Genomic DNA, 12,282 nt, shown 5'->3' with positions numbered 1-12,282 from the left:
GTTCCTCCTGCCGGAGTTAAGTTGATGGCTCCGTTGGAAGCTCCGTTACATGCTACATTCGTTACTACTGTTGTTCCGCTTACTGCGCTTGCAGGTTGATTAATCGTAAATGTTCTCGTAGTTTGACATCCCAGATTATCTGTTACTGTTACCGTATAGGTTCCGGCGGCCAGACCTGTAGCCGTTGCAGCTGTACCACCTGCAGGTGCCCATGAATAAGTATAAGGTGCAACACCTCCTGATGGCACTACCGTAGCAACACCATTAGACCCACCATTACAAGATACATCGGTTTTGCTTCCTGTGGTACTGATGCTTGCAACTGTTAATGAAGCTGCAGTAGAAGTGGCAGAACCCGCACCATTACTTGCTACAGCACGATACTGGTAACCATTCATTGCTGAAGTAGCTCCTGTGATGGTTAAGGTATTGGTTGTAACCCCAGAGTAAGGAGCCGTATTGGTTAAAGCAATAAAACCACTACCCGAATTCTGATACCACTGGTACGAAGTAGCTCCTGAAGCACTCACCGTAAAGGTAGTAGTACCTCCGGCACAAATAGTTCTATTTGCCGGATTGGCAGTAATTACAGGATTACTGGCCAGGAATGTACATCCTGAATACTGTGATCCTGCAGCAGTACTAAGTGTCCAGTTGGCATTATTCATAACCGCTGTTCTTATATTCGCAACGGTTGAGGTTGGCACTCCTGTACAGTTAAACTTTCCGGATCTAGCCACTGTGACACCAGATACCGGTCCTGTATAGAATGCATTTGTACCTCCTGTAAGTCCTGGCGGCATTAATGATGCATTAGGACTACCAACGGCATCACTATTCCATGCGGCCGTCGTAGATCCCGCTGTATAAAAATAATTGATCCCGGCAATACAAGTTACATTAGCACCTGTTACACTTCCGTTTCCTCCCTGGAATGCAATGATCTGATCTCCAACAGACGATAAAACCAATCCATTAGAGGAGGTACCATCGGTAAGCGCTACAGTACCATTGGAAAAAGATGTTCCTGTTGAAGGGTTGTAAACAGAAGCCGACAATGCTGAAATATACACTTCTGTACCTGCCGGCAATGCGGTACCGCTAGTCCATGTAACTGCAGACTCAGTTGATCCAGCTGCCTGCCACGAACTTCCTCCCTGATATCCTCTGTCGGTAAAGCTGATTTGCGTGCCGCTTGAAATAGGAGCAAGCAATACAAATGAGAATACATCTACCGAGGTAGAAGTAGAATCGTAGGAGGTAAATACAATCCCTCCCGGAGAGAGCGTTGTCTGCGCCTGGGCATATCCCAGCAACAATGCTCCCGTCGTGACGACTGTTTTCGCCAGCGTTTTGATTGTAGAATAAAAATTTTTCATTTTTAATTATATTTAAGTTATAAGTTTTGGAATTGTTCGCCCTGCCTGAGTCCGAAAGCGGATAATTTATGTCCGCTCATGAAACCCTCTTCGGTATAGACGATATCTAATCTTAGATGTGAATTATGATTACATTTAACAATTAATCCGTTATCCTTATCCAAAGACAGTATGGTTCCGGGAAGTCCTGTAGGATGATTTACAATCTGAACAGGGGTAGCTTCCACTATTCTGATATTCCATCCGTTCCATTGAGTATATGCTCCTTTATTCCATGGATTACATGCCCTTGTTAATGCTTCAATGGTTTCAGCATCCTGGTTCTCCCATGAAATGCAGACATCTGAAGCATTCGGTTTCGGATAATACCGGGCTTTTTCTTCGTTTTGTTCCGTTCCTAAAAAATTTCTTTGTAAGAGGTTTAAAAGTTCGTTTAAAAGATTCGCGCCTAACCACGACAAATGAGTGCATAATGCACCATGTGTCATATCTGCAGTAACAGGAATATTTTTTTTAAGAATAACAGCTCCTTTATCAATATATTGATCAATAACATGAACAGTAATCCCCGATTGCCCTGTACGGCTTCTTATCGTTTCAAAGACCGGATCCGCACCTCGCATTTCCGGTAAAAGCCCATAATGAAAGTTGTAAAATTTACCAGAATAAAGCGCGAGAATTTCAGAAGAAATTTTCCATGGAAAAGTCATGGTAAAAACGGTATTAGCAGCGGAAATCTCCATCATATTTTTTATCTGACCGGTGCAGTTTTCGCTGGTCATGATAAACAAAGGTATTCCTGATTGCTTTGAAAGCATAGAGCAAAAATCAATGACTTCCAAGTTATTATCAGGCACTGCTAACGCACAAAGTCGGCCTGCAGCCTGTAAAGCCTGCAAAGCCGGAAATGCCATCCGGTTATTACATAAAACTGCTATTTTAAATGGACCTGTCATGATTCTAAGCAGGCATAAGCATTAAGCCACGTATTGGCTTCTACACTTCTGATATATTCAATATTCCTTTCTAATGCTTCGCGTTCCATTTCTGTAACGGGAGCTGCACAACAATCTTTTAAAAGACAGTTTCCTGTTTCTTCATCTTTTGAAACGGTTGCATAGTACACTTCAGCCTCCGAAAATCCGTTTTCAGGATTCATATATACTTTTCCGCGCGGTGAATGAATGGTCATTTCCTTCAAATCTGTATTTTCCAGCCCAATGAACTGTGCAGCTTCCCAACCCAATAAAGAGAAAAGATTGGCTTTACCGTATTTAATTTCATCCATTATACTTACAAAAGTTTCATTTTCAGGAATTTTCAAATTTCTTGACCAGGCTATTGCCGTACTCCAATCATATCCGGGATATGGTATTTTTCCCAGCCAGGTTTCATCCGCAGTAAATCCCGTACCATATACTTTATAATGTCCTGACATTTCGCTGCTACCTGCAAAAAAGTCTTCAGCCATATCGCCACAAAAAGTTGCAAGCACCGCAGTGTCCTTTTCTTTTTCAAGAAATTCCGTAAGTGGCTTCAATGTAAAATCAGAACGCTTTAAAGAAGTTATGTGGTTAAACACTATGGATCCTCCTTTTTCCTCAGCAGCAGCGGCATATACATAAGAAGGGCGATATCCTGCATCATAAAAAGAGCAGCTGAATGCAAAATTTCTGAATCCGTCCTCAATGGCTTTATGTGTTATTACACGTGTACACAGACCACCTTGAAGAGAGATAAACCATGCATTTGAAAGCTTTTTGCTGAATTTAGGAAAGTGATAACCACTATCCAGGATAATCAGGGTTTTTCCCGAAGATTCAAAAAGGGGATGTACAAATTCTGCTGAAAAAGGATTCATATATCCTATTATGATATCTGTACCGGCCAGTAAAAACTGTTCGCATTGATCATAAATTTCCTCGTTTTTTGCAGCAACCCCAATTCCCGCCGAAACGATTTCATGGTAATCTTCCAGGCCCATATTTTTAAGGGATTGCTTGAAACCGTCCATAATATCAAATGAAATAGACGGATAAATAATAGACCGCGGTAAAAGTAAAGCTATTTTCATATTCTTGATAAAGTCAGTCTGCGGCAATACAATTACCGCAGACTGAATAAATAAATGCTAATTAAGATCTTGACGGAAAAATTCCGTACATACAGATAATATAATTGATTCCCAGGTAAGGCTGACGAATGCTCATTGGCTGCCCTGCTCCTGAAACGCTTAACGCAAATGCATTAGGTATTGCCTTCATGGTGCTGTCCGGCTGCTCACTAGAATATAAACCCTGTAATGATGCAAGTGTACTGCCTGCAGGAGAACCTGTATTTCCTTCATCTGAAAATGTTTTTATAGAAACAGTTTCAGATCCTGCTGTGTGTGTATGCATAGGCATGTGCTGTATATCACATGTTACGGTTTCAGTACCCGCCATCATTCCTAATTGAAATACTTTGGTTCCTGCTCCGGTTCCGGTTCCCATAGCTGTCCTTCCTGCAAAATTCGGCAGCATGAAGGTTGTTGTTCCGTTACCTCCATACATGGTGCCCAAAAGTGCAAAAAGTGCCTGGTTAGTATTAATCGATATTGTCTGCCCCTGACAAAACGCCCAGTACTTGGGAGCAAAATTTCCGGCAAACATTCTTATTTCTGACATGGTTCCTTCCATAATAATCGTTTTTCTATTAATAGTTTAATGAGTTAATTCTGTCTTGGCGGATAAATACCTTCAAGACAAATAATGTAGTTGGTTGCCAATACAGGCTGTATAATACTAAATGGAGCATTGCTTCCTACAGCAGATATAGAACCTGTTGTGGTAGCCGGTGCGATAAAAGTATCCGATGCCTGAGTAGAATATGCAGCTTCTGAACCTGCGAGCACATTACCTGCCGGAGATCCCGTATTGCCTTCATCCGAAAAACATGGAAACGTAATTGTTGCTGCGGCAGTATGGCTGTGGGGCGGCATTTGTGCTGTCGTCATGGTAACCGTTTCAGTTCCGCCTACCTCTCCTAAATCTATAATAGAAAGACCGGCTCCCTGCCCCGTTCCTACAGCAACTCTTCCTCTAAGATCCGGAACACCGAATTGAACCCGGCCGTCGCCCCCAAAAGTAGTTCCTAATATTGAAAATGCGGCTGTATATTCCGCGATACTATAAAGTGTTCCGTCGCAGAAAGCCCAGCCAAGCGGAGCAAAATTTCCACCAAATAAACGTACTTCTCCTATATAACCTTCCATAATGATATCTTTAATTGTTATTAATGTTATTTTAAGTTTCAGTAATTATCCTCTTGAAGGAAAAGTCCCGTAAAGACAAATAATATAATTCATTCCAAGTGAAGGCTGAACAATAGTGAGCGGATTATTTCCACCCGAAACACCTATCTGCAATGCCAACGGAATTGGCCTTGTAGTAGAATCTGTACCCTGATTGCTGTACATTGACGCTTTAGATGCGAGGATATTGTTCGCGGGAGTTGCGGAATCTCCTTCATCTGAATAAGCCGGAATCACAACATTTCCTGACAAGCTATGAGTATGAGTAGGTAAATTTGACATAGTCAGCGTTACAGAATTAGTGCCTGTCATTTCTCCCAAGCTGTAATAAGATAAACCGGGCCCCTGCCCAGCTCCTACAGCCGATCTGCCTGCAAGGTTCGGAAGACCGAAGGTATTTATACCATCTCCGCCATAGGTAGTTCCTAAAAGTGAGAATAAAGCCGTATTTGACCTGATGGCCAATAATGCGCCATTACAATACTGCCATGATTTGGGAGCAAAGTTTGCGGCAAAAAGTCGGATTTCTCCAATTGTTCCGTCCATAATTATTGTTTTTAAAAATGAATATTTATTACGTATAATTTTATTCAGAGGGTGGTAAACAGAACCCAACCTGAATCAATTGATAAGTCAGCAGATATCTGAATTGACAAAGTATTTATATAGGCAATACAAAAAATATAATGTATAAGCCCATATTTACTATTCAATTATTCAAATTTGATATGAGTTTGGGAAAAGAATTGGGTACGATGATTTTCATGATTATTATGTTTAGTTGTTTATACAAATTTAATTTTATTATTGACATAATCACTATTTATTAAAAAAAATTAGTTAATAATTTATTATTTCTAATTTTTCTTCATTTTTAAAACAATATGATTTTGCAATTATTTTCCTGATAAAATTAGACATTACAGCATTATCGGAATTAAGTATTTATACTGAATTTGTATTAAATTTTAGTAATACCACAATAACAACTCTTTCCGTTTTCATTCATTGTTGAAGGTCTTTTTTAACTTTATAAATATCTGTGCTTTAAAAGCTAATAAGCTTTTCGAGCCATCAATTAATGTATAGCAATAAAAAAAGGCCGCTTTAAACTTGCGTTTAAAGCGGCCTTTTTTTATTATGAAGTTATGCTTATTTTACTTCTTCAAAGTCTGCATCCTGTACATCATCTGCTCCCGCATTGTTACCTCCAGGATTTTGAGCTCCTGCATCGGCACCCGGTTGTTGGCCGGCTGCATACAATTCTTCTGAAGCTGCCATCCATGCTGCATCAAGCGCCTCTGTTTTAGTTTTTACATCATCTGCATTTTTAGCTTCAAAAGCGGTTTTCAATTCTGCATGAGCAGATTCGATCGCTGCTTTTTTATCTGCAGATAACTTATCACCAAACTCTTTCAATTGCTTTTCTGTCTGGAAGATCAATCCGTCTGCTTTGTTGAAGATTTCAACTTCTTCTTTTTTCTTAGCATCGGCAGAGGCATTTTCCTGAGCTTCTTTTTTCATTCTTTCAATTTCTTCATCAGAAAGACCTGAAGAAGCCTGGATTTTGATAGACTGTTCTTTCCCAGTACCTTTATCTTTAGCAGAAACGCTTAGGATACCATTCGCATCAATATCGAAAGTTACTTCGATTTGAGGAACTCCTCTTGGTGCCGGCGGTATATCTGTAAGGTCGAATCTACCGATTTCTTTGTTATCGTTGAACATCGGTCTTTCTCCCTGTCCTACTCTGATGCTTACGGCAGGCTGGTTATCAGACGCTGTAGAGAAAACCTCAGATTTCTTAGTCGGGATCGTAGTGTTGGCTTCAATTAATTTGGTGAACACTGAACCCATTGTTTCAATACCTAAAGAAAGCGGGGTAACATCAAGAAGCAATACATCTTTTACATCTCCTGTTAATACACCTCCCTGGATTGCTGCACCGATAGCTACTACCTCATCCGGGTTCACTCCTTTTGAAGGCTTTTTACCAAAGAATTTTTCTACTTCTTCCTGAATGATCGGGATTCTTGTAGAACCACCTACCAGGATTACTTCGTCGATATCTGATGTAGATAAGCCTGCATCTTTCAATGCTTTAGCAACCGGTTCCATAGATCTTCTTACCAAATCAGCAGATAACTGCTCGAATTTTGCTTTCGTTAAAGTCTTCACTAAGTGTTTAGGACCTGTAGCGGTAGCGGTAATATATGGAAGGTTGATTTCAGTCTGTGGAGAAGAAGATAATTCGATTTTTGCTTTTTCAGCAGCTTCTTTTAATCTCTGTAATGCGATAGCATCAGATTTCAGATCAACACCTTCTTCAGCTTTGAACTCATCTGCCATCCAGTTGATGATCACATCATCAAAGTCATCACCTCCTAAGTGCGTATCTCCGTTGGTAGATAATACTTCGAATACACCGTCTCCTAAATCAAGGATAGAAATATCGAAAGTACCTCCACCAAGGTCATACACTGCGATTTTCTGATCTTTATGGTTTTTATCAAGACCATACGCTAACGCTGCAGCAGTAGGCTCGTTGATAATTCTTTCCACTTTAAGACCTGCAATTTCACCAGCTTCTTTGGTAGCCTGTCTTTGTGCATCATTGAAGTATGCAGGAACAGTAATTACCGCTCTTGTCACTTCCTGACCAAGATAATCTTCTGCCGTTTTCTTCATTTTCTGAAGGGTCATTGCAGAAATTTCCTGTGGTGTATATTCTCTGTCGTCGATTTTTACTTTTACCGTATCATTCGGTCCAGATACTACTTGATATGGTACTCTTGAAATCTCAGAAGCGTCATCTTTAAAATGTGTTCCGATAAATCTTTTGATAGAGTAAACCGTTTTTGTAGGGTTAGTAACTGCCTGTCTTTTTGCAGGGTCTCCCACTTTTCTTTCACCATCTTCTGTAAATGCTACGATAGACGGCGTTGTTCTTTTACCTTCTGCGTTAGGGATAACAACAGGGTCTTTTCCCTCCATTACAGCAACACAAGAGTTGGTTGTACCTAAGTCGATTCCGATTATTTTACTCATAATATTTTTATTTTTTCTATTTTTAATTAATTTACATTCTGTATTTCTCAATATTTATACCATATGTTTTTTTGTGACAAATTGACATACAACATTTGAAACCATTCAAATAATGAGATTTTAAAGTTGAATGCTTCTATGATAACAATGCTATAAACCGGATTTAGATAAGTATAATTGTTCAAAATGTCACTTTTTAATTTAAATTATTTTTTTAATAACTTTAATCACTGTAAAAAATTAATTTCAGCGGCTACTATTAAATTTAATTAAAGCTTAACGTTGAAAAACCTTGAGTAAAAAAGGTGAATTATTATTTTTGATAAATTATAAACTAGCGAATGTCATTACATTTTAATCCGAGAGATATTACCTGGCTTGCCTTCAATGAGAGAGTACTGCAGGAAGCAATGGACGAAAAGGTTCCTTTGCATTTGAGAATCCGTTTTTTGGGGATTTTTTCAAATAATTTAGATGAATTTTTCAGAGTTCGCGTTGCCGGATTAAAGCGTGCCATGGATTTTAAAGAAAAAGTAATTGCTGAATCTTTCTATCAGCCTCCCTCAAAAATTCTCCAGAAAATCAATGACATTGTGATGCGACAGCAGCAGAATTTTGATAAAACCTGGAAAAAAATCCAAGGGGAAATGGCAGATCATCATGTATTTATCAAAACTTCAAAAAACTTAACAGCCAAACAGAAAGATTTTGTAAGAAGTTATTTTGATGAAGTAGTAGAATCTAATGTAATCCCGATTTTGCTTCATGAAAATACACCAATGCCTTATATGAGAGACAAGAGTCTTTATCTGGGGGTAGCCATGAGAAAAAAAGACTGGCAGTATTCCAGCAATTATGCCATTATCGAGATCCCATCTCGTTTTGTAGGAAGATTTGTCCTGCTTCCGACTGAAGATCCGCAGGAAAAAGATGTGATGCTTCTGGAAGATGTAATTACTTTTAACCTGCCGCATATTTTTTCGTATTTCGGGTATGATGAATTTTCGGCGAATGCTTTTAAGGTAACCAAAGATGCCGAGCTGGATCTTGATAATGATATCAGAACTAATTTTGCCGAAAAAATCGAAAAAGGATTAAAAAACCGGAGAAAGGGAAAACCTACCCGTTTCGTGTTTGATAAAGACATGGATAAAGCACTTCTTGAGATGTTGATCCGAAAATTGAATTTATCCAAAAAAGACAGTATCATTCCCGGTGGAAAGATTCATAACTTCAAACATTTTATGGATTTTCCGGATGTTTTCGAAAAATATGAACGTCCTGTAGAGCGAACTTCTTTTACTCATCCTGACTTTGAACATGGAGAGCGAGTAACGGATGTCATTTTAAAACATGATGTTCTTTTAACGTTCCCTTATCATAAATACAATCCGGTCATTGATCTTCTTCGTGAGGCCGCGATGGATCCCGATGTAAAATCCATTCAGATTACGGCGTATCGTCTGGCGAGTAATTCAAAAATAATCAACGCATTAATTTATGCAGCAAGAAACGGCAAAGAGGTTACCGTTATGCTTGAGCTGCAGGCGAGATTTGATGAAGAGTCCAATCTCGAATGGAAAGAAATGCTGGAACCGGAAGGCATTACCGTACTGATAGGCATCCCGAACAAAAAAGTTCATGCTAAACTGTGTGTTATTAAGAAAAGGTCTCACAACAAGACCATTCAGTATGGGTTTGTAAGTACCGGAAATTTTAATGAAAAGACAGCAAGAATCTACGGCGACCATTTGCTGATGACAGCCGACCGCGGAATAATGGCAGACATTAATAAAGTGTTTAACGTGCTTAAAAAACCGAAGGATGATTTTCTTCCTGTCCTTAAAACCTGTAAAAATCTTTTGGTATGTCCGCAATTTATGAGGGAAAAGATTGTTCATCATATTGATAAAGAAATTGAAGAAGCAAAAGCAGGAAGACATGCAGAGATGATCGTTAAAGCCAATTCGGTGAGCGACAGATCGTTGATTGAAAAATTATATGAGGCTGCTAATGCAGGAGTACATATCAGAATGATCGTAAGAGGTATTTATTGTGCGGTCAATCAAAAGGATTTTAAAGAAAAAATCAAGGCTATCAGTATTGTGGACGAATATCTGGAACACGCCAGAGTAATGTATTTTTATAATAAAGGTGCTGAAGACATATACATTTCTTCGGCTGACTGGATGACCAGAAATTTGGATTACCGAATTGAAGCTGCCGCGAAAGTGACTGATAAAAACTTAAAGAAAGAACTGAAAGATATTCTCGACATACAGTTGAAAGATAATGTAAAAGCTCGTATTTTAGACAAAAAATTGAGCAACGAATACATTCATAATGAAAAAGAAGAATGCCGTTCTCAGATTGAGACCTATCGATACTTACATGCTAAAACAAACAAAACATGAAGATTGCAGCCATAGACATCGGAAGTAATGCGGCCAGGCTGCTGATTAATGAAGTAAAGGTTAACAATAAACAGCCTGAATTCATCAAACTTAACCTTTTGAGAATTCCCCTGAGATTGGGAATGGATGTGTTCACCCTCGGAAAGATCGGTGAAGAGCGTGAAAAAATGGTGATTGATTCTATGAAGATCTTCAGTGATCTGATGAAAATTTATAAGGTGGAACATTACAGAGCCTGCGCAACAAGCGCCATGCGTGATGCAGCCAATGGCCGGGACATTATTAATGAAGTAAAAAAAACCTCCGGAATTAATATTGAAATTATTTCGGGAGACGAAGAGGCTTCCCTGGTTTTTGAAAACCATATTGCAGAAGGCCTTGATAAAGATTTTGCCTATCTCTATATTGATGTTGGCGGTGGCTCTACCGAGCTTACCTTCTATGAAAACGGCAAAATGCTTTATGAGAAATCTTTCAACATCGGGACAATCCGTTTGCTGAATAATCTGGTAACTCCCGATAACTGGAAGGATATGCAACAAGAGATCAGAAAAAACATCAACAGTAAAAAGCCTATTGTTGCAATTGGTTCTGGAGGAAATATCAATAAAGTTTTTTCGATGAGCAAAACGAAAGACGGCAAACCGATGTCCTTGTCACATCTTAAGAAAGTCTACAAAGAGTTTAATGATCTCACCGTGGATGAAAGAATGACGAAGTACAATCTTCGTGAAGACAGAGCAGATGTGCTGGTTCATGCCGTAAAAATTTTCAATAATGTGATGACATGGTCTGAAATCAACAGGATTTTTGTGCCTAAAATATCGGTTGCAGACGGTTTGATTCATAATATTTACAGTACTTTACAGGACAAAAAATAATTATCTTCAATAGAAATTTTAAAACCGGTCACTGACCGGTTTTTTTTAATTCAATTTGTTTCTTTAAATAGTGAAGGAATGACACTACCCTAGCCCTTATTGAGCGGCATGTTTGAGCTCTTTTCCTTTTTGGGGGTTGCGGCGGCGGAGCCGCCGCAACCCCCAAAAAGGAAAAGCGAGTAGCGAAAGCAGGAAAAAGCTTCAAATAATATATATATTGCTTTCAATGCAATCAAATTGCTCCTTAAAAATATAAATATAACTTGATAACGTCAAAAAAAACTCAATACATATAATTTTTCATCTTCCATAAAGTAAAATTATGTTCTGAACGTCAGCAATAATACAATACTAAATAATGAACTCAATTAAAGTAATTCTCACAGGAGCTACCGGAATGGTAGGAGAAGGTGTTCTGCTGGAATGCCTCGAAAATCCCAATGTTTCAGAAGTTCTGAGTGTAAGCCGGAAATCCAGCGGAAAAAAGCATGCTAAACTGAAGGAATATATCGTTCCCGATTTCCTCGGCATTGATCTTCATGATGAAAATCTGAAAGGGTATGACGCTGTTTTCTTTTGCGCAGGGATAAGCAGTATGGGAATGAGCGAAGACGAATATACCAGGATAACCTTTGATACGACGATCCATTTCGCCAAGACGGCGCTCATCCAGAATCCGGATATGGTATTCAACTATGTTTCAGGCGCATATACCGATAGTACAGAAAGCGGAAAGATCATGTGGGCAAGAGTAAAGGGAAAAACGGAAAATACTTTGAGGAAGCTTGGATTCAGGGCTGTATACAACTTCAGGCCCGGATTTATGAAGCCTGTTGAAGGTCAGAAAAATGTAAAATGGTTTTTTAAACCTTTTATTTTATTTTTTCCGGTGATATTCCCCTCAAAATCATTAACTTTACATGAAGTGGGTAGAGCAATGATCAACGCAGTACAAAAAGGATATCCCACCTTAACATTAGAAATTAAGGACATTAAAAATCTGGCGATATGAAAGAAATGATAAAAAGAATTTTTCTGGTTGCTTTTATTTTACTGGTTCTGACTGCTATTTCGGGCTTTTTCTATATGCAGAAACATCCTCTTGACGGGAGAAAGGCAACGGGTAAAAATCTGAATTTTTCGGGCCATGTGTCCAAGTAGGAAAACTAATATTCAATGAAGTTTAAAGATCGTTTTTAGAAAATTCTGATGACGATGCATTTCTTACGGTCAATATTTTTATTTTTCCTTCACCTTAACCTATTTAT

The 12,282-nt window shown here is 38.8% G+C and carries 10 protein-coding genes and 1 pseudogene; 4 read left to right on the top strand and 7 right to left on the bottom strand.

The features are described from left to right. The 7 genes and pseudogenes from BUA76_RS13010 to dnaK form a co-directional block, all read right to left on the bottom strand. Nucleotides 1-1,379, bottom strand: a pseudogene (locus BUA76_RS13010) (hypothetical protein); the annotation flags it as partial. 17 nt (nt 1,380-1,396) lie between these two features. Beyond that, nucleotides 1,397-2,335, bottom strand: a complete 939-nt coding sequence (locus BUA76_RS13005; RefSeq protein WP_072885226.1) for a formyltransferase family protein — start codon at nt 2,333-2,335, stop codon at nt 1,397-1,399. Beyond that, nucleotides 2,332-3,453 carry a type 1 periplasmic-binding domain-containing protein gene (locus BUA76_RS13000; protein ID WP_072885225.1) on the bottom strand — a complete coding sequence of 374 codons (1,122 nt, stop codon included), beginning with the start codon at nt 3,451-3,453 and terminating at the stop codon, nt 2,332-2,334. Before BUA76_RS13000 ends, BUA76_RS13005 begins: the two co-directional genes overlap by 4 nt. Before the next feature lie 61 nt (nt 3,454-3,514). Further along, nucleotides 3,515-4,057: a phage tail protein gene (locus BUA76_RS12995; RefSeq protein WP_072885224.1), complete on the bottom strand. Its 543-nt coding sequence runs from the start codon at nt 4,055-4,057 to the stop codon at nt 3,515-3,517. Nucleotides 4,058-4,089: 32 nt separating this feature from the next. Further along, entirely contained in the window at nt 4,090-4,632 is a 543-nt protein-coding gene (locus BUA76_RS12990; protein ID WP_072885223.1) for a phage tail protein, read from the bottom strand. 45 nt (nt 4,633-4,677) lie between these two features. After that, complete coding sequence (locus BUA76_RS12985) at nt 4,678-5,217, bottom strand: phage tail protein (protein ID WP_083573232.1); 540 nt, start codon at nt 5,215-5,217, stop codon at nt 4,678-4,680. A 606-nt stretch (nt 5,218-5,823) separates the two neighbouring features. Then, nucleotides 5,824-7,719 carry a molecular chaperone DnaK gene (gene dnaK, locus BUA76_RS12980; RefSeq protein WP_072885238.1) on the bottom strand — a complete coding sequence of 632 codons (1,896 nt, stop codon included), beginning with the start codon at nt 7,717-7,719 and terminating at the stop codon, nt 5,824-5,826. 341 nt (nt 7,720-8,060) lie between these two features. Here dnaK and ppk1 point away from each other — a divergent pair, with 341 nt between their 5' ends. The 4 genes from ppk1 to BUA76_RS19285 all read left to right on the top strand — a co-directional run bounded on the left by ppk1 (nt 8,061) and on the right by BUA76_RS19285 (nt 12,175). After that, complete coding sequence (ppk1, locus tag BUA76_RS12975; RefSeq protein WP_072885222.1) at nt 8,061-10,133, top strand: polyphosphate kinase 1; 2,073 nt, start codon at nt 8,061-8,063, stop codon at nt 10,131-10,133. Then, nucleotides 10,130-11,014 (top strand): Ppx/GppA phosphatase family protein, encoded by an 885-nt coding sequence (locus tag BUA76_RS12970; protein ID WP_072885221.1) that lies wholly within the window; start codon nt 10,130-10,132, stop codon nt 11,012-11,014. The genes ppk1 and BUA76_RS12970 overlap by 4 nt, the downstream gene beginning before the upstream one ends. A 358-nt stretch (nt 11,015-11,372) precedes the next feature. Then, a complete protein-coding gene (locus BUA76_RS12965; protein ID WP_072885220.1) occupies nt 11,373-12,026 on the top strand; it encodes an NAD-dependent epimerase/dehydratase family protein in 654 nt (217 codons plus the stop codon). After that, on the top strand, nt 12,023-12,175 hold the full coding sequence (locus tag BUA76_RS19285; protein ID WP_178337338.1) for a hypothetical protein: 153 nt from the start codon (nt 12,023-12,025) through the stop codon (nt 12,173-12,175). Before BUA76_RS12965 ends, BUA76_RS19285 begins: the two co-directional genes overlap by 4 nt. Nucleotides 12,176-12,282 lie beyond the last annotated feature (107 nt).

The organism is Chryseobacterium takakiae (genome assembly GCF_900129385.1).
Classification (GTDB): Bacteria; Bacteroidota; Bacteroidia; order Flavobacteriales; family Weeksellaceae; genus Chryseobacterium; species Chryseobacterium takakiae.
Note: the sequence above shows the minus strand (reverse complement) of the source record. Positions and strands in the feature narration are given on the sequence as shown.

Coding starts and splice junctions, on each gene's coding strand:
- BUA76_RS13005 (WP_072885226.1), bottom strand. CDS start 2,335: ATGACAGGTCCATTTAAAATAGCAGTTTTATGTAATAACCGGATGGCA.
- BUA76_RS13000 (WP_072885225.1), bottom strand. CDS start 3,453: ATGAAAATAGCTTTACTTTTACCGCGGTCTATTATTTATCCGTCTATT.
- BUA76_RS12995 (WP_072885224.1), bottom strand. CDS start 4,057: ATGGAAGGAACCATGTCAGAAATAAGAATGTTTGCCGGAAATTTTGCT.
- BUA76_RS12990 (WP_072885223.1), bottom strand. CDS start 4,632: ATGGAAGGTTATATAGGAGAAGTACGTTTATTTGGTGGAAATTTTGCT.
- BUA76_RS12985 (WP_083573232.1), bottom strand. CDS start 5,217: ATGGACGGAACAATTGGAGAAATCCGACTTTTTGCCGCAAACTTTGCT.
- dnaK (WP_072885238.1), bottom strand. CDS start 7,719: ATGAGTAAAATAATCGGAATCGACTTAGGTACAACCAACTCTTGTGTT.
- ppk1 (WP_072885222.1), top strand. CDS start 8,061: ATGTCATTACATTTTAATCCGAGAGATATTACCTGGCTTGCCTTCAAT.
- BUA76_RS12970 (WP_072885221.1), top strand. CDS start 10,130: ATGAAGATTGCAGCCATAGACATCGGAAGTAATGCGGCCAGGCTGCTG.
- BUA76_RS12965 (WP_072885220.1), top strand. CDS start 11,373: ATGAACTCAATTAAAGTAATTCTCACAGGAGCTACCGGAATGGTAGGA.
- BUA76_RS19285 (WP_178337338.1), top strand. CDS start 12,023: ATGAAAGAAATGATAAAAAGAATTTTTCTGGTTGCTTTTATTTTACTG.